The organism is Mediterraneibacter agrestimuris (assembly GCF_943193195.1).
GTDB classification, from domain to species: Bacteria; Bacillota; Clostridia; order Lachnospirales; family Lachnospiraceae; genus Schaedlerella; species Schaedlerella agrestimuris.
Genome location: NZ_CALPDG010000003.1, coordinates 120,425 through 139,610, shown reverse-complemented (window position 1 = coordinate 139,610; position 19,186 = coordinate 120,425). Strand labels below are relative to the sequence as shown.

At 43.6% G+C, this 19,186-nt stretch carries 13 protein-coding genes, 1 pseudogene and 1 riboswitch; all 14 genes and pseudogenes read right to left on the bottom strand.

The window, feature by feature from the left end; all coding sequences use genetic code 11:
• Positions 1-117: 117 nt before the first annotated feature.
• On the bottom strand, positions 118-1,401 hold the full coding sequence (locus NFS18_RS02870; protein ID WP_251387666.1) for an amidohydrolase family protein: 1,284 nt from the start codon (positions 1,399-1,401) through the stop codon (positions 118-120).
• Positions 1,402-1,612: 211 nt separating this feature from the next.
• Positions 1,613-3,031 (bottom strand): NCS2 family permease, encoded by a 1,419-nt coding sequence (locus NFS18_RS02865; protein ID WP_251387864.1) that lies wholly within the window; start codon positions 3,029-3,031, stop codon positions 1,613-1,615.
• Positions 3,032-3,193: 162 nt separating this feature from the next.
• Positions 3,194-3,290, bottom strand: a riboswitch (purine riboswitch).
• A gap of 124 nt (positions 3,291-3,414) precedes the next feature.
• Positions 3,415-5,334, bottom strand: a complete 1,920-nt coding sequence (locus tag NFS18_RS02860; protein WP_251387663.1) for an NAD(+) synthase — start codon at positions 5,332-5,334, stop codon at positions 3,415-3,417.
• 80 nt (positions 5,335-5,414) lie between these two features.
• A complete protein-coding gene (gene hslO, locus NFS18_RS02855) occupies positions 5,415-6,290 on the bottom strand; it encodes an Hsp33 family molecular chaperone HslO (RefSeq protein ID WP_251387862.1) in 876 nt (291 codons plus the stop codon).
• 45 nt (positions 6,291-6,335) lie between these two features.
• Positions 6,336-7,100: pseudogene (locus tag NFS18_RS02850) on the bottom strand (class I SAM-dependent DNA methyltransferase); the annotation flags it as partial.
• Between the two features lie 105 nt (positions 7,101-7,205).
• Positions 7,206-8,444, bottom strand: a complete 1,239-nt coding sequence (locus tag NFS18_RS02845) for a hypothetical protein (protein ID WP_251387660.1) — start codon at positions 8,442-8,444, stop codon at positions 7,206-7,208.
• Positions 8,445-8,635: 191 nt separating this feature from the next.
• Positions 8,636-9,661 carry a branched-chain amino acid aminotransferase gene (locus tag NFS18_RS02840; protein WP_251387658.1) on the bottom strand — a complete coding sequence of 342 codons (1,026 nt, stop codon included), beginning with the start codon at positions 9,659-9,661 and terminating at the stop codon, positions 8,636-8,638.
• A gap of 138 nt (positions 9,662-9,799) precedes the next feature.
• Positions 9,800-10,309: an acetolactate synthase small subunit gene (gene ilvN / locus NFS18_RS02835; protein ID WP_251387656.1), complete on the bottom strand. Its 510-nt coding sequence runs from the start codon at positions 10,307-10,309 to the stop codon at positions 9,800-9,802.
• Positions 10,310-10,322: 13 nt separating this feature from the next.
• Complete coding sequence (gene ilvB / locus NFS18_RS02830) at positions 10,323-12,041, bottom strand: biosynthetic-type acetolactate synthase large subunit (RefSeq protein ID WP_251387649.1); 1,719 nt, start codon at positions 12,039-12,041, stop codon at positions 10,323-10,325.
• 184 nt (positions 12,042-12,225) lie between these two features.
• Positions 12,226-13,413 carry an LL-diaminopimelate aminotransferase gene (locus NFS18_RS02825; RefSeq protein ID WP_251387641.1) on the bottom strand — a complete coding sequence of 396 codons (1,188 nt, stop codon included), beginning with the start codon at positions 13,411-13,413 and terminating at the stop codon, positions 12,226-12,228.
• Between the two features lie 15 nt (positions 13,414-13,428).
• Positions 13,429-13,974: an ATP-binding protein gene (locus tag NFS18_RS02820; RefSeq protein WP_277613521.1), complete on the bottom strand. Its 546-nt coding sequence runs from the start codon at positions 13,972-13,974 to the stop codon at positions 13,429-13,431.
• A 146-nt stretch (positions 13,975-14,120) separates the two neighbouring features.
• Positions 14,121-15,959, bottom strand: a complete 1,839-nt coding sequence (gene glmS, locus NFS18_RS02815) for a glutamine--fructose-6-phosphate transaminase (isomerizing) (RefSeq protein ID WP_251387633.1) — start codon at positions 15,957-15,959, stop codon at positions 14,121-14,123.
• A 16-nt stretch (positions 15,960-15,975) separates the two neighbouring features.
• Positions 15,976-17,571 (bottom strand): CTP synthase, encoded by a 1,596-nt coding sequence (locus NFS18_RS02810; RefSeq protein WP_251387860.1) that lies wholly within the window; start codon positions 17,569-17,571, stop codon positions 15,976-15,978.
• A 19-nt stretch (positions 17,572-17,590) separates the two neighbouring features.
• A complete protein-coding gene (gene asnB / locus NFS18_RS02805) occupies positions 17,591-19,168 on the bottom strand; it encodes an asparagine synthase B (protein WP_251387631.1) in 1,578 nt (525 codons plus the stop codon).
• Between the last annotated feature and the right edge of the window lie 18 nt (positions 19,169-19,186).

Genomic DNA, 19,186 nt, shown 5'->3' with positions numbered 1-19,186 from the left:
ATAAAATTTCCTATATCTAAAAAAGCAAAAGCGGTGCATGCTGCTTTTGCTTTTTTATACCCATTCTACGACCATTGCCGTCAATTACACTTCTTTTTAATGACCTTGACCCATGCACTAGAATAGCTTTTCTCCCGCTACATACTTGGCATACACCTCTCTGTCATCAGAGAAATAAATCATTCGTTCCAGCCTTTGCTGAACAGTCATATCCTGCGGATGCTCCAGGCGGCTGTCATCCAATACGACCACATCCATCTCATATCCGGCTTCAAAGCTTCCAACCTTGCCGAAGAACTCCCCACCTCCCTTGGTAGCCATATAGAAGGCTTCTGGAGCCGTCAGCGGCTTCAGGGAATCATCCTGCAATCTCCAGCGCAGCTTGGACGCCTGAATTGCATGTGCCATAGCTGTAAATAGATTCTCTGTCGCTCCTCCTGCCACATCACTTCCCAGACCTATATGAAGACCTTCTTCCAGGAAGGTTCTGACCGGAGCCACACCGGATGCCAGATTCATATTAGACTCAGGACAGTGCGCAATAAATACACCATTCTCCTTCATTCTTGCACGTTCTCTTTCATCAGAATGTACACAATGCGCCATCACCGTTCTGCTGTCCGCACCGAACAAACCGAATCTGTCATAGGCATCTCCATAAAACTCGGATTCCGGACATAATTCCTGTACCCATGCTATTTCACTGAAATTCTCTGACAAATGAGACTGCACCGGCATCTGGTAGCGCATCTGTACCATCTTCAGCATTTCCATCAGCTCATCGGTACAGCTTGGAATAAACCGAGGTGTCAGTATCGCCTGTGTTTTCTTATATTTGTTGTGCTGGATATCCTTCATCCACTCGATCGTCTCATCCGCTGACTCTTGTGTGCCTTCTCTCAAATAATCCGGACAGTTTCGGTCCATATTGACCTTGCCTACCATGGTCCGCAATCCTGAAATCTCCAGCAGATCCATTAGATGCAATGTTGCCTTTCTATGTACCGTTGCAAAGATACAGGCGCGTGTAGTCGCTCCCTTTTGCAGATTATCCACAAATATCTTATATGCCTTTTTCGCATACTCTAAGTCCTTATACTTTGCCTCCTCCGGAAATGTATTCGTTTCCAGCCATTCCAGAAGCTCCATATCCATTCCCAGTCCCCTGTAGGTATACTGTGGCGCATGAATGTGCAGATCTGCCAATCCCGGAATGATAAGACGGTCTCCATAATCTTCCACCGATATGTCTTTGTATTCCTGCGGAAGTTCTGAATAAACACCTTTTATTTCATTTCCTTCATACACCAGATAGCCATTCTCACATATCTCCAGTTGTTCCGTTGTTTTACTATATACGATATTCCCTTTTAATCCAAATATAAAATCCTTTTCTGCCATACGGCGCACCGCCTTTCTCTACTATACTTACTAACCGTTTTACACTGCTTAAAAGCAGTCTATTATAATATTACTTCTTTACCCGGAAGGCGGCAAGACTTTTTTCTCCCGCCGCCCACATTATAGGTAACAGTTCGTTACTGTTCACACCCTACGGGTGCTCCAGTAACAGTATCCAGCCTTTCGTCTTCATAGTCACAGAACATGTACATCATCCCAAAGTCATAAATGCATATCTAAGAATAAATACAACCGAGATGATCCATGTCAGCGCTCTCACATCACGCACCTTACCAGAAAACAACTTGATAAAGCAATACATGATCAGTCCCACCGCCACGCCATTTGCGATCGAATATGTAAATGGCATGAATACGATTGTACAAAATGCCGGCAGTGCATTGGTCATATCGCTGAAATCCACATCCTTGATGTTGCCGAGCATTAAAATACCTACGAAAATCAATGCCGGAGCCGTTGCTGCGCCCGGAACGATACTTACAATCGGCGCAAAAATAATAGAAGCTAAAAACAAAGCTGCTGTTACAAGACTTGTCATACCAGTTCTTCCGCCTGCCGCAATTCCTGCGCTGGACTCAACCACTGTCGTAACTGTAGATGTTCCTACCATAGCGCCTGCTGCGGTAGAAATAGCATCGGACATCAGCGCTTCCCGCATGTGGATAATTTCTCCGTCTTTATCTATCATACCAGATTGTTTTGCCGCACCCATCAAGGTTCCGATCGAATCAAACATATTGACAAGTGAAAAACTTAAGACCAACATAACTACTGTAAAAAATGTACTGACTGCATTTTCGCCTGTAAACAGACCTGCAAAATCCATTTTGAACAAAGATACTTCTGCAAAATCTCTGAACTTAGCGCCGATATTCATGTCGAACGCAGATAACTTCGTTACTCCCAACGGAATTCCTGCCGCTGTTGCCGCCACGATTCCAAGAAGAATCGAACCTTTTACATTGCGTGCGTGAAGAACCCCGATCACGATCAGACCGATCAATGCAACCAGTGCGCCGCAGATCAGGGTAATATCACCATCCGCACTTTTCCACTGTGCAAAATCTACCATGCTGACAAGTGTAGCTGAATTACCGACAACCAATCCCGCATTTTTCAAACCGATAATTGTAATAAACAGTCCAATCCCCGGTGTGATCGCCAGTTTTACAGCATCCGGAATGGAGCGGATGATCGCCTCTCTAAGTCCTACTGCCGTAATTACAATAAAGAAGATACCTGAAATAAACACAATAACAAGTGCCTCGTTATAGCTATACCCCATACCCAGCACAACCGTGTATGCAAAGAATGCATTCAGTCCCATACCGGGCGCCTGTGCAAACGGAACTTTTGCATAAATCGCACAGAGTATCGTTCCCACAAATGCACCGATACATGTACCGATAAATACACCGTTTGATACTTTTCCAGCCATTATCATATCACCCATGATGACATACGGATCTGCCAAAATCTGCGGATTCAAAATCAAAATATACGCAATTGTAATAAATGTCGTTACCCCAGCCAATACTTCAATCCGCATTGTAGAGCCATTTTTTGAAATACCAAAAAATCGTTCAAAAAACCCTTCCTTTTTTCCCATTACCACATAGTCCTCTCTTTCAAAAAATTTTCTGCTGCCCTGTGTATACGGTTGCTTCTGCATGCATCAAAGACACCGTTTCAGCCCGGCCGCGGCTTTTTGAAGATCACTCTTTTCTGCTCAGTATAAGCAGTTTTGTCTTATATAAGCGTACAAAAAAAGAGCGACCACACAAGGTTATGTAGTCAACTCTTTACGGTAGTTGGTAGAGACGCTGGGCCAATCCCCAGCATATACATAAATTAGCAGTGCTATATTCAATTAGCTAGATTATAGCATCTAAAAATTTTGAAGTCTATTGCTAGTTTTTACAATCTTATTCTGATAATTTTGTGAATTACTTCCAATTTTATTATTTTTTCACATTTTAGGACAAATGTCCTTTACATCAAAGAAATATGCTCTAAATCACTTAGCCATGCAGCTACGCAGGCATCACTCGGCATTCTCCAGTCACCTCTCGGAGACAGCGCCACACTGCCGATCTTCGGACCGTCCGGCAGACAGGATCTCTTGAATTGCTGCGCAAAAAATCTGCGGCAGAATGTTTCCAGCCATTTCAAGATCGTTACACTGTCGTACTCATCTGCAAATGCAATCTCTGCCAGTTTAAAAATCTTACTTGGCGCATATCCAAATCTAAGGAAATAATACAAATAAAAATCATGCAGCTCATAAGGTCCCACCAGGTCTTCTGTTTTCTGCGCAATATGTCCTTCTTTCGGCGGAAGTAATTCCGGACTTACTGGTGTATCCAGCACATCATACAGAACTGCTTTCAATTCTTTATCTTCCTCTATATCCGCCGCACGTTTCACCAGATAACGCACCAACGTCTTCGGCACAGACGCATTGACACCATACATAGACATATGATCACCGTTGTAGGTAGCCCAGCCAAGAGCCAATTCTGACATATCTCCGGTTCCGATCACCATACCATTATTGGCATTGGCAATATCCATCAACACCTGTGTCCTCTCTCTCGCCTGTGCGTTTTCATAAGTAACACTATGGTCTTGCGGATCATGTCCGATATCGCGGAAATGAACCTTTACCGCCTCCGTAATCGGTACTTCCATCAATGTTGTTCCCAGCTTCCTTGACATTTCACAGGCATTTTGGTATGTCCGGTCTGTCGTTCCAAAGCACGGCATTGTCACCGCATAGATTTGTTTTCTATCTTTACCAAGTAAATCAAATGCCCTTGCAGTCACAAGCAATGCCAGCGTGGAGTCCAGCCCCCCGGAAATCCCCACAACCGCTGTCTTTGCATGCGTATGTGCCAGACGCTTCTTAAGTCCCATCGCCTGAATGGTCAGAACTTCTTCACAGCGCTTTTCACGTATCCGCTCATTTGTCGGAATAAATGGACTCTTTGCAAACACTCTGGTCAGTTCTGTCTCCTCAGATTCAATATAAAACGGAACACGTCTAAGCTCAGGTTCCCGCATCATACGAAACGTCGTATTTCGTCTCCGCTCTCCAATGATACGTTCTATATCAATTTCGCTGCAAACAATATCATTTCTATAGCGCCTTGTTTCTTTCAAGACGATTCCATTCTCTGCAATAATATTGTGACCGCCAAACACAACGTCAGTTGTAGATTCACCATCACCTGCATTGGCATACACATATCCTGAAATCAGTCTTGCAGACTGTCCCGAAATCAATGTCCTGCGGTAGGTGTCCTTCCCCGCAATTTCATCGCTGGCAGAACAATTGACAATCACCGTTGCTCCCTCCAGCGCCGCTTTAATACTTGGTGGAATCGGAGACCAGACATCCTCACAGATCTCCGCAGACACGATCAGAATCTCCATAGTCGTTGCCTGAAAGAGAATCTGAGGACCAAACGGAATCCGATCGCCTTCAAACAAAATATCTCTGCATACGTCCGGCCCCGGCGTAAACTGGCGCATTTCATAGAATTCCCCATAATTCGGAAGAAATGTTTTTGTCGTCAATCCGAGGATCTCTCCTCTGTTCAACGCAGCCGCCACATTGTAAAGCTTTCCTTCCATATCCAGCGGAAGTCCGACGAAAACAAGCATATCCTTATCTTGTGTATATTTGGCAATCTTTTTCAGCGCCTTTTTTGCACTGTTTAAAAGCACGTCCTGTAAATACAAATCACCGCAAGTATATCCTGTAATACACAATTCTGGGAAAACAACAATCTTGGCACGCTCCTGTGCCGCCTCATCAATCGCCGCACAAATCTTTTCTGTATTATAGTCCACATCCGCCACACGGACATCCGGCGTCACCGCCGCAACTTTTACAAATCCCTGTTTCATAATGTTCTCCTATTTCTCTTGTTTCTCTCGTTTCTCTCGCCGCTACTTGCTCATACAGACTTTGCCGTATATCCAAAGTCTTATCTGCTCTTTTCTAACAGCACTTGTAATTCATCTACAGTAAAGTGGTATGCTGTATTGCAGAAGTGGCATTTCACCTCGATCGACTCGCCGTCATCTATCATTTCCTGAATATCCTTTTTACCGATACTGATAATTGCTTTTTCAATCCTGTCCTTAGAACAATTGCAGTCAAATTTTGCCGGAAGCGTATCCGTTACTTCCATATCCAGCCCTTCTAACACCTGTGAAAGCATTTCTTCCGGTGTATGTCCATTATCTAGCATGGACGTAACAGACTGAATCTTGCTGACGTTCTCTTCCAGCTTCACCAGCACCTCTTCCTCGATAAAAGGCATCACCTGTATGATAAATCCCCCTGCGCAGCGCACTGTATTATTCTTCTCCATCAGGACGCCTAATCCTACAGAAGACGGAATCTGTTCAGAGGTTGCAAAATAATAGGTCAGATCTTCCGCTATCTCTCCTGTCTGCAAAATGGTCTGTCCGGCATACGGTTCTTTCAATCCCATATCCTTGATCACATTTAAAATGCCCTGTCCAAGCGCACCGCCCACATCCAGTTTTCCATTCTTCGGCGGCAGAATCACATCTGGAACATTGACATATCCCTTCACACCGCCCGATGCATCTGCTGTCACGGTTAAACCATTGATCGGACCGCTGCAGTGAATCTGCAATGTCAGTACATCCATCGGATTCTTCATCATACTTCCCATCATTACACCGCCTGTAAGCAGTCTTCCCAGCGCCGCCGTTGCCACCGGACTTGTCCCATGATGCACTCTTGCCTGCTCTGTCAGTTCTGTCGTTGCCGCTGCAAACGCACGGATCTGTGCATTTGCAGCTGTTGCCCTTACAATATAGTCATTCATATTCATTCTGTCCCTTCTTCTTTTTGTCAATACTATATCTGATTTTTATTTTCCCGCTATAATATAAATCCGCTCACTTTCTTCCTTAGGAGCATCTTTTGTAAATGCATCATATGCTGCAAGAAAACGCATCCCTGCCGTCTCCAGTAGTTCTTTCATTTCCGCCAGTGTGTATCCCCTCTGAAAATGTGTTTCCCGATACCTCCGATAAATATCCTGCCCGTTTTGAGATAACTCTTCATCTCTCACAAAAAGACTCAATTCGTATTCGTTAATCCGTTCTTCTTCATAATAATAATTGTCCCAGATAAAACTACACTCATCTCTGCTCTCTGCAATGGTACAGTTTCCGAGCACTTTCCGGTACTTATACTCTGTATTAAAATCAAAAATAAACACACCATCCGGATCAAGATAATTGTCCGCCAGACAAAAAACCTGCTGTAATTCCTCCGGCTCAGTTATATAATTCACAGAATCACAAATACTGATAATGGACCGCACCGTACCATAAAGTTCAAATTCCCGCATATCCTGACAAAGATACAGAATATCATGCCCGGATTTCTCCTTTTTCTCCATTGCAATGTCCAGCATATCTTCAGAATTGTCTACACCAATCATATCATATCCCAGATTTGCCAGATATTCCGTCATGGTTCCCGTGCCGCACCCTAAATCCAGCACCAATCCCCCTTCTATTCCATTTTCCACTAATAAACCACGCAGATATTCCCCCCATTCATCATAGGGCACATTATCCATGAATGTATCATATACTGCCGCAAAACTCGTATATGCCTCCAAAACTGCTGCCTCCTGCTGTTTTTATTTAACTATTCAGTCTTCTGGCTTCATAGTTACTGAATCCGCCCTATTTTAAGTTCACCTGCGGTGAAAGGGCGGATGAGAAAATCAATGTGTATACATGGAACGGATTCGTTCCCTCTCTCTTCGTGCACGCTCCAGTCTCATTCTCCTCTCCCTCTGTAAATTAATATGACGCATATATACAGCACTCACAATTATCAGAACACTGAGAATTACAATTACGACCTTTAGAATCCTTTCCAATACTTCCGCCGTCTCCTGAGTCAGCTCTATATCCCGAATCCTATCCATGACGGTTTCCTGCATCATATCCATGTCGGTTTCCCGTGTCATGTCCGTGTCAGTTTCCCGCACCATGTCCGTGTCAGTTTCCTGCGCCATGTCCGTGTCGGTTTCCTGCGTTATCTGTTCTGCCGGAAAATTATAAGGAACTGTGGTTTTATACAAGCAGATTGTCCGCCGGCCGTCCGCATAAACAACATTTACTGCCGCAAGAAATACTCCGGGTTCCAATTCACAGATAGATTCCGGCTCATCATTCACTACATTTTCAAATCGGAAGTCAAGCCGTGCATCGGATACCATTCTCTTCTGAGAAATCGAATACATATGAATAAAATCTCCGATTCCCATATTTAAAGTCAATGGAAAATTAATGATATAATCACCGCTGACACATAAATCCTGAAAATTATCCCCTTTTGCCGTATCGGCATAACTCCCCAAATCTTCAATAATCTGAAACTGATTATCCAATATTTTAAAACTGTAACCGCCATCTACATTGGTCTGAATCACATATCTGTCATTTACCGTATCATATCCGATACCCAGGATATTATAATCCCCGGCAATCTGTATCTTCCCTTTGTATTCCAGTGTCTCTGAATCCATCAGAAAAATACATCCCCTGTTCTCTGGATGATTACTCGTATACGGCGCCACTGCGATTTCCTTTGTATTCGGATTATAAGCCATACCATTAGAATGTTCATAGTTCATATTGGCAACACGTTTGGCAAGTGAATACTTCGTCACCGGGTTGCCGTCCGCGTCCTTATCATTCCGATAGTAGGCTTTAACAATGTCCGCCTCATCTGAAACGTCCGAAACATTTTCCATTGTAATGATATAATTCTCCGTTGCACAGAGTGATTGTATCACACCTTGCGGTCCTTCAATCGAATCTTCTATAATTTTTTCCCATGCTGCTCCCTCAAATGCATTCTCTGATGCAATTTCTGCATGCACATCCAACGTGCTGCTGCAAAACCAGACCATCAGTACATAAAAAATACATCCAAGGAGTGTTCCCCTTTTCATCACTCATACTCCCTGTTATCAACATCTTTTACAAACCTTGCCGCAAAACCTTCACATATCTTTTTCCCCCAAAGTTTATCATATCACCCAGTAAAATTATTGTAAACCAAAAAACAGGAATCACTTCCAATTCTTGAAAATGATTCCTTTATTTTTCTATAATATACTTATATCACAGACCAAAAGGCTGTTTATACAATTACATGCAGCCATCCCTCCGGCGCTTCAATCTGTCCCATTTGAATTCCTGTCAGTGTCTCATACAGCTTTTGTGTAACTGTTCCCATTGACTCCATTCCGCTTGGAAGACAGATTTCTCTGCCATGATCCACGATTTTGCCGACAGGAGAAATAACCGCTGCGGTTCCACACAATCCGCACTCTGCAAAGTCCTTAACTTCGTCCAGATATACATCCCTTTCTTCTACTTCCAGCCCCAGATAGTGCTCTGCCACATACAATAGAGAGCGCCTTGTAATAGACGGCAGAATTGTATCAGAATGCGGGGTTACTACCTTATTTTCTTTTGTCACAAAAATAAAGTTAGCACCGCCTGTCTCTTCCACTTTTGTTCTTGTAGCAGAATCCAGATACATATTTTCATCAAATCCATTTGCATGTGCGGTCACGATCGCATGAAGACTCATCGCATAATTCAGTCCCGCTTTAATGTGTCCTGTTCCGCGCGGAGCCGCTCTGTCAAAATCAGATACACAGATGGTCAGCGGCTTCACTCCACCCTTAAAATACGGTCCTACCGGAGTTGTAAATACCCGGAACTGGTACTCATCCGCTGGTTTTACACCAATAACCGGATTGATTCCGAACATATACGGACGTACATATAAGGTTGCTCCCGAGCCATACGGCGGAACAAATGCTGCATTGGCACGCACAGTATCCTCCACAGCCCTGACAAAGCGGTCTGCCGAAAATACAGGCATTTCAAGACGCTTTGCAGAGTCCTCCATACGTGCTCCATTCAAATCCGGACGGAATGTAACGATACGTCCGTCCATTGTTGTATATGCCTTTAGTCCCTCAAAAATCGTCTGTGCATACTGCAGTACTCCTGCACACTCATTCATAGTGATGTTCGCATCCGTTGTCAGACCGCCTTCATCCCATTTGCCATCCTTATAGTTTGCCACATATCTGTAATCTGTCGGCATGTAACCAAACCCAAGATTCGACCAATCTATATTTTTCTTCTCCATCTGTATCTCCTCCATTCCAGCCAAAGAACATTTACCATCATCCGCATCATCACTTTAATTCGTTGACGTATTTAAACTGTACTCATTATAATACTGCTTTTTTCAAAAATCAAGTTAATACTCTGTAAAATTCGCCTTCTATCTTTCCATCATACTGATTGACTCAATCCCCACGCTTCCCCCGCGCACAACTTCGAGATTTTTAAATTCTTCCTTCATCAGCTTCACAACAGCATCATTCTTCGTTGCTGTCTGAACAAACTCCAGCAGTACACTATCTCTTCCATAGTCAATGACCCTCGCTTTAAATGTCTCTGCGATCTGGAACAACTCTGTCTTCTCTTCCAATGTACACTTCTGTACCTTCACATACAAAATCTCTTTCATACGGACAAAGACATTGGTAAAATCAATGACCTTGATAACCTCTACCATACGGTTCAGCTGCTTCTTAATCTGTTCAAATGTCTCATCGTCACTGACTGTGGCGATAGTCATACGGGACACCGTAGGATCCTCTGTCGTACCTACAGTCAGACTATCCAGATTATAGCTCTTTCCTGAAAATAATCCTGAAATCTTGGAAAGCACACCGACCTGATTCTCTACATATAATGAAATCCATCTTTTTTTCATACTATTATCCATGCTCTTTCCTCCATCAACAATCCAGAATCATTTCTTCCAGTGTACCGCCCGGCTGAATCATCGGATATACCATTTCCTCCGGGTCAATGATAAATTCAATCAGGGTCGGAACCTTTGTATTTTTCTTTGCCTCTTCAAACGCCGCTGCAATGTCCTCTTTCTCTGTAACACGGATTCCCTTTGCCCCATAGCTTTCCGCCAGTTTCACAAAGTCCGGCGTGTATTCCGGCATTTCTTCACCATTCGTTCTGCGGAACAAAGCTCCTGAGCGTAAGTTAGTCATGCCATAGCGTTTACCATAGAACAGCTTCTGCCATTGGCGGACCATTCCCAGATACGTGTTATTAAATACACAAAGAACGAGGGGGAGCTCTTCCAGTACCGCAGTTGCAAATTCCTGAATATTCATCTGCACACCGCCGTCACCGGAGATCGCAATGACCGGAGTATCGGGATTGCCAAGTCTGGCACCGATCGCTCCCGGGAAACCATATCCCATAGTCCCTAAGCCGCCTGACATGATCAGCTGTTTCTTTGCCGTCAGCTCTGTATACTGTGCTGCAAACATCTGATGCTGACCTACGTCCGTTACGATGATCGCCTCGTCAAACTGGCGGTTGATCTCATCGATGATATCCTTCGGTCCCATAGAACTATGTTTCTTCATATCCAAAGGGTGTTCCTGTTTCCATCCCTCAATCTTGGCAAGCCACTTCCCTGTTTTGCATGTTTCCACGTATTCATTCATTTTAGTGACAGCAGCCATTGCATCCGCCACGATCGGCACATCTACATGAATATTTCTGGAAATAGACGCCGTGTCAATATCAATATGAATAATCTGTGCCTTCGGGGCAAATGCGTGAAGCTTTCCGGTTATTCTGTCATTGAATCTGGTTCCGATAGAAAACAGCACGTCACATTCGCTGACTGCCATATTTGCTGCATAGGAGCCGTGCATACCCAGATTTCCGATAAATAACGGGTGGTTGGTCGGAACCGCTCCTCTTCCCATGATTGTTGTCACGACCGGAACCTGTGTCTTTTCCACTACTTCTGTAAATACTTCATTTGCCCGTGCAATGTTCACACCACCGCCAGCAAGGAACAGCGGCCGTTTCGCCTTATGAAGCATTTTCAGAGCACGCTTCATCTGTCCGATATGGACATTCGTATTGGGCTTATATCCCCGGATATTGACCTCCTTCGGATATTCCGTACTTCCCAGTTCTGCCATGACATCCTTAGGCAGATCAATAAGCACTGGTCCCGGTCTGCCTGTCCGTGCAATATAGAAAGCTTCCTTGATGATTCTTCCCAACTCCTCACGCTTCGTTACCGTTACACCATACTTTGTAATACTTCTTGTAATACCTACAATATCTACTTCCTGAAATGCATCGTTTCCGATCAGATGTCTCGCCACCTGTCCGGTAAAACACACCAACGGAACACTGTCGTAATTGGCAGTCGCCAGTCCTGTTACCAGATTGGTCGCCCCCGGACCGCTCGTAACCAGACAGACACCAACCTTTCCTGTTGTTCTCGCATAGGCATCCGCCTCATGTACCAGCGCCTGTTCATGACGTGGCAGAATGACACGAATATCATCCTGTTTATATAACTCATCACTGATATCAATAGTACACGCTCCCGGATAACCAAAGATAGTGTCCACACCTTCTTCTTTCAGCGCCTTTACTAATAATTTGTTACCTGAAATCTGCCTCATATGCTGCCCTCCTGTTTTCATTCTATGCTATATAACTTTCCTTCATAAAAAAGATAAGAAAACGCCCCAAGTCCTTATGACCTAGGGCGAATATAATCCCTTCACACAGGTTTACACCTTCCATCTACTTTATTTATTATAATGGGCAGTTTTTGCTTTGTCAACGGCGAATCCTTGATGCTTTTTAATCCAAAAAACATTTTATAAGGCATGCCGCCGCTTCTTCTGTATCTTCCGGTGAACCAAAAGTTGAGAACCGGAAATAGCCTTCTCCACAAGCTCCAAACCCTTCTCCCGGCGTTCCCACAACTTGAATCTCATGTAACAGATAATCAAAAAACTCCCAGCTTCCCATTCCATTTGGACACTTTATCCAGATATATGGAGCATTCTTTCCTCCACAATACCAAATTCCAAGCTGATCAAGTACTTCCATCAGTACCTTTGCATTTTTCTTATAGACCTGAATGTTTTCATGAATCTGCTTCTGTCCTTTCTCCGTAAAAACCGCTGCCCCGCCTTTCTGAATAATGTAAGACACACCATTTGTCTTTGTTGTACGATTGCGCACCCACATTTCATTCAGATTCATTCCATTGCGTTTCAATGCTTTCGGTATTACCGTATATCCAAGCCTGGTTCCTGTAAAACCAGCAGTCTTAGACAAAGAGCAGATTTCAACAGCACATGTTTTTGCCCCATCCAGTTCAAAAATACTATGCGGAAGTGTTTCGTCCTCAATAAAGGCTTCATACGCCGCATCAAAGAGAATCACCGAACCGTTTTCATTTGCAAAATCCACCCATGCCTGAAGCTGGCTGCGTGAAAAAACGGCGCCGGTAGGATTGTTTGGCGAGCAGATATAAAGTAAGTCTGCTTTTGTTTCTTCGCTCGGCTCAGGCAGGAATCCATTTTCTTCCCCGGAAGCCAGATGTACGATCTTCCTTCCTGTCATCACATTCGCATCCACATACGCCGGATAAGCTGGTTCAATAACCAATGCGGAACAAGAACGATCAAATAGATCCAAAATATCTCCCAGCTCATCACTTGCCCCACTAGAGATAAATACTTCCTCCGAAGACAGAGAAACACCTCTGTTCCCATAATACTTTGCAATCGTCTCTCTCAAAAACGGGTCTCCGCATTCCGGCATATACCCATGAAAGTTTATTTTTGCCGCCTGATCGTCCACAGCTTCATGAAGCGCCTTAATTACAGCATCACATAAAGGCAGTGAGACATCTCCTATCCCCATTCTCAAAAGCTTCACTCCCGGATGTCCCTCTACATAAGCCTTTGTTTTCTGCGCAATATTATAAAAAAGATAGGAATCTTTCAATTCATTATAATACATATTCGGTCTGATCATTCTATTCTCCTTCTTTCATTCAGCATCTATCGTAGATATGCCAATGGTCACTTCCTCCAGCACATCTAAAAGCACCTTAACAGTATCCAGCGATGTGAGCATGGTAATATTATTCTGTGTTGCCGCACTTCGGATCACAACACCATCTTCATAATGAACACCGGAAGCAATCATTGCTTTATACATTGCCCTGTGAAGCTTCTTATCGTATCCGACCGCCTCTCCCGTAGACTTCATCTCCGGCGACAGGTAGGCATCCACGCCATTCAGCTTCGCAAAGGAAAATGCAGGTACCTTCACATACCGTCTCTCCTTTTCTTTCGGATAGATCTCAGTAATCCCCTGCTTCTTTAGATCTTTTCCTAGAATGACTTTTGTTGCTATATCAGCCAATGGATATCCGGTTGCTTTTGACAGAAATGGAACTGTTCTCGAAGAGCGTGGATTCACCTCAATGATAAATACATTCTCCTCTTTGTCCACGATAAACTGGATATTAAATGTCGGATATACACTGATAGAATCGCCGGAATGAACCCCCATCCTTTCTACCAGCTCCATGATTCCCGGAACAAATACGTCCGTACCGTCACAAACAGCATTGATTTCAACTTCTTTCCCACAGATATATTTGTCTACCAGTACCGGTTTATCTTCTTCAATCTCTACCGCAGTTTTCAGATAATGACGCAGGTCTTCTTCCTGCCTTATTCTACTGTGACGGATTTTGCCAGATTCCTTGGTTTATCAATATCACAGCCACGATTCAGTGCAACGGAATATGCAAAAAGCTGTAACGGAATCACGCCGAGAACCGGCTGCAGAAGTGAATGTACCCTTGGTATCACAAACACTTCCGATGCCTGACTGTTTATCGGGTTTACGCTCTGCTCCGTAGTCATTGCAATTACTTCCGCCCCTCTGGATTTTACTTCAACAATATTGGACAAAGATTTTTCAACCAATGGCTCATAAGTTGCCAGAGCGACGACCAGTGTTCCCGGTTCTATCAAAGAAATCGTTCCATGCTTCAGTTCTCCTGCCGCATAGGATTCTGAATGGATATATGAAATTTCTTTCAACTTCAAAGAACCTTCCAGTCCCAATGCATAATCCAGATTACGGCCAATATAGAAAACACTGTTATGATTGAAATATCTGGAGGCTGCTTTCTGATAAATATCCAAATCATTCAAAACAACACTTATCTTTTCCGGCAAATCTTGGAGTTCTCTGACAATTACCGTATATTCATTTTGTTCGATTCTGTTTAACTGCTTTGCCAGACAGATACCAAACATAATTAAAAGCACCATCTGCGTAGTATATGCTTTTGTAGTCGCTACGGCAATTTCCGGTCCTGCCCATGTATAAAGTACATGATCCGATTCTCTTGCTATGGAGCTTCCCATGACATTTACAATCGACAAGACTTTAGAGCCTTTTCGCTTTGCTTCCCGAAGTGCCGCCATGGAATCCAGAGTTTCCCCTGACTGACTGATTACAATTACAAGCGCCGATTCTCCAAGCAGCGGCTCACTATATCTGAATTCTGATGCAAGACAGGCTTCTACCGGAATATGCAGAAGTTTCTCCAATATATACTTTCCTACCATACCTACATGATAAGCAGAACCGCATGCAACAATATAGATTCTGGAAATATTCTCCGCTAACTCTTTTATATCATTTAATTCTTCCAGCACAATTTCCCCATCTGCCAGCCTTGGCGAGATTGTTTTTCGTACTGCTTCCGGCTGTTCCATAATTTCTTTCAACATGAAATGTGCATATCCACCTTTTTCAGCCGCGGAAACGTCCCACTCAATTCTGTGTTTTTCTTTTTCCAGAAGAAATCTGTCTCTGTCATATATTTGAACTTGATCTGCCGTAATAACAGCCACTTCATCATCTTCCATATAGGTAACAGTCCTTGTATTAGCAAGAAGCGCCGTCACATCTGAGGCAATATAATTTTCCTTCTCTCCGTAACCAATTAAAAGGGGAGCGTCTTTTCTTGCCGCTATCATCTGTTCCGGATAATCCGAACAGAGAATCCCCATGGCATAGGCGCCCTTAATACGGTGTAATACTGCATAAACTGCATCCATCAGGTTTGATTTCTTCCTATAGTAATATTCCAGTAACTGGACGATCACTTCTGTATCCGTGTCAGAAGAAAAATGGACTCCTTTACGGATCAGAGACTGTTTGATTTCCAGATAGTTTTCTATAATGCCGTTATGGACAACTGCAATCTTTCCTTCCTGCCCAATGTGGGGATGTGCATTCGTATCATTTGGTTCTCCATGGGTCGCCCATCTGGTATGACCGATTCCTATGTTTCCCAACAAGGGATTTTGAGTATCCAATAACTCTCGCAGAACAAAAAGACGTCCTTTGCTCTTCTTCACCTGTAATCTCCCGTCTGCTGATACAACCGCAACTCCTGCTGAATCATATCCCCTGTATTCCAATCGTTCCAGACCATCGATCAATGTCGGAACAGCCTCTTTCTTTCCTGCAAATCCAATAATTCCACACATTTTTTACTCCCCTTTCCTACTGCTTTAATGCCGCCGAAATAAATCCTTTAAACAACGGGTGCGACTGATTTGGCCGGCTCTTAAACTCGGGATGAAACTGTACTCCTACAAAAAACGGATGCCCCTGCAGTTCTATAGTTTCAACAAGTCTATCATCCGGAGAAGTTCCACTTATTACAAGTCCTGCCCCCGTCAGTTCCTCACGATATTTATTATTAAACTCGTAGCGATGGCGATGGCGCTCATGGATCAGTTTATCACCATAGCATTCTTCCATTTTTGTTCCGGCTTTAATCCTGCATGGATAGCTTCCCAGACGAAGTGTACCGCCTTTGTCAATCTCATCACTCTGTCCCGGCACAAAATCAATTACCTTATGGGCGCACTGTTCGTCAAATTCTCCCGAATATGCCTCCTCAAGCCCCAGAACGTTCCTTGAAAATTCAATGACGGCAATCTGCATACCCAGACAGATGCCAAAGTAAGGTATCTGATTTTCACGGGCATATTTTGCTGACAGAATCATTCCTTCGATACCACGGTTTCCAAATCCACCCGGAACTATGATTCCATCCAGACTGCCCAATACGTCATTAACGTTTTCCTTCGTAATACTTTCTGAATCAATCCAATGGACTTTTACAAATGTATTCAGTTCATACCCTGCATGGTTCATTGCTTCTGCTACAGACAGATATGCATCATGGAGTTTCACATACTTTCCAATCAGACCGATGTGTACTTTCCTTGAGCGATTTCGGATATGTTCCACCATCTGTTCCCAATCTGCCAGATCCGGCGCCGGTGCATCAATGTAAAGTTCTCTGCATACAACATCTGAAAATCCAGACTTTTCTAACATCAACGGTGCTTCGTAGAGATTTGATAATGTCCTGTTTTCAATCACACAATCCGTTTTCACATTACAGAAAAGAGAAATTTTCCGGAAGATAGATTCTTCTAACGGCTTATCAGAACGCAGAACAATAATATTGGGATCGATCCCCATTCCTCGAAGCTCTTTAACCGAATGCTGGGTCGGCTTTGACTTATGTTCTTCCGAACCGCTTAAATAAGGGACTAACGTCACATGGACAAATAAGCTATTCTCCTTGCCAACCTCCAGTGAAATCTGACGCACCGCTTCCAGAAATGGCTGGGATTCAATATCCCCAATAGTACCGCCAATCTCCGTAATCACCACATCTGCATCCGTCTTTTTTCCTACACGATACACAAATTCCTTGATTTCATTTGTAATATGTGGAATGACCTGTACCGTAGAACCAAGATATTCTCCTCTTCGTTCCTTGTTTAATACATTCCAGTAAACCTTTCCTGTCGTCAGATTAGAGTATTTATTCAGGTCTTCGTCAATAAATCTTTCATAGTGACCCAGATCCAGATCCGTTTCCGCCCCGTCTTCGGTCACATATACCTCGCCATGCTGGTATGGACTCATAGTACCGGGATCTACATCAATATATGGGTCTAACTTCTGGGCTGCCACTCTTAGGCCTCTTGCTTTTAAAAGCCTGCCAAGAGAAGCTGCTGTGATCCCTTTTCCCAGACCGGATACCACACCTCCGGTCACAAAAATATATTTGCTCAAATACTTCATTTCCTTCATCCTATTTTCCACTGTCACCATAGTTCAACAGTACCCTTGCAGAAGGATCGTTTACATCGCATCCTTCCCATTCTTTGTTCGGCATCCAGAAGCCTGCTACCATCTCTGCCTGCCCCGGATAATATTTTTCAAAAATTTCTCTATATAATAAAGATTCTTTTGTAAATGGTCTGGCATAAGTATAGCTTCCGCATCTGCTTTTATATTCCGCATCTGTGTATTGCTTTTCCGCATATTCCTTCAAGTAGTCAACCATGGAATGCCCTACTGCATCTGAAAATGCAGCCTTCTCTCTCCAGAGAATTTCATCCGGCAGGTAATCCCCCTGTTCAAACGCATGACGCAGCAAATATTTTCCTTTTCCATAAGTATTAAGCTTCAATTCCGGATCTGCCGCCATCACATATTTTACAAAATCCAGATCGCCAAACGGAACTCTTGCTTCCAGTGAATTTACTGAGATACAACGATCCGCACAGAGAACATCATACATATGAAGTTCATGGATCCGTTTCTGTGATTCCTTTTGAAAGGCTCTCGCATCCGGCGCAAAGTCCGTATACTTATAACCAAACAATTCATCGGAGATCTCGCCGGTCAAAAGAACACGGATATCGGTCTGTTCATGAATTGCCTTACACACCAGATACATTCCTATAGATGCACGGATGGTGGTAATATCATAGGTTCCAAGCAGCTGAATAACCGTTTCCAGCGAAGACAGCACTTCATCCGGTGTCATATAAACCTCTGTATGGTCACTTCCGATGTAATCTGCCACCTGTTTTGCGTATTTTAAGTCAATGGCATCTTCACTCATACCGATCGCAAAGGTCTTGATCGGCTGTTTACTTTTCTTTGCCGCGATAGCACATACCAAAGAAGAATCCAGACCGCCGGAAAGCAGAAAGCCCACCTTTGCGTCAGCTATAAGACGTTTCTCCACGCCGGCTGACAGTTTATCATGAATACACTTGCAGACCGTTTCCAGATCATCGTGACAGACCGCGGCTGCTTCTGAAATGTCACAATAGCAGATAAACTGACCGTCTTTATAATAATGTCCCGGTGGAAACGGCTCAATCTTATCCGTCAGCCCTACCAGATTTTTCGCTTCACTTGCAAATATAACAGCGCCTTCCCTGTCATATCCATAATACAATGGACGGATTCCGATCGGATCTCTTGCCGCAATAAATTCTCCCACATCCCCATCATAGATGATACAGGCAAACTCTGCATCAAGCATGGCAAACATATCTGTACCGTATTCCTGATATAAGGGTAAAAGTATCTCGCAGTCCGATTCACTCTCAAATGTATATTTTACTGACAGTTCCTCTTTCAGTTTCTCAAATCCATAAATTTCTCCATTGCATACTACATAACTTTTCCCATACTTAAATGGCTGCATCCCAAATGGGGTCAGTCCCATAATTGATAATCTATGAAACCCAAGTAAGCCATTGCCGGTTTCAACCACTCGGCTGTCATCCGGACCTCTTGATTTGGTCCTTTGAAATCCTTCCATAAAAACATCATAGTCAGCACTGCTACAGTAACCCATTATAGAACACATATGAATCTACCTCCGTAA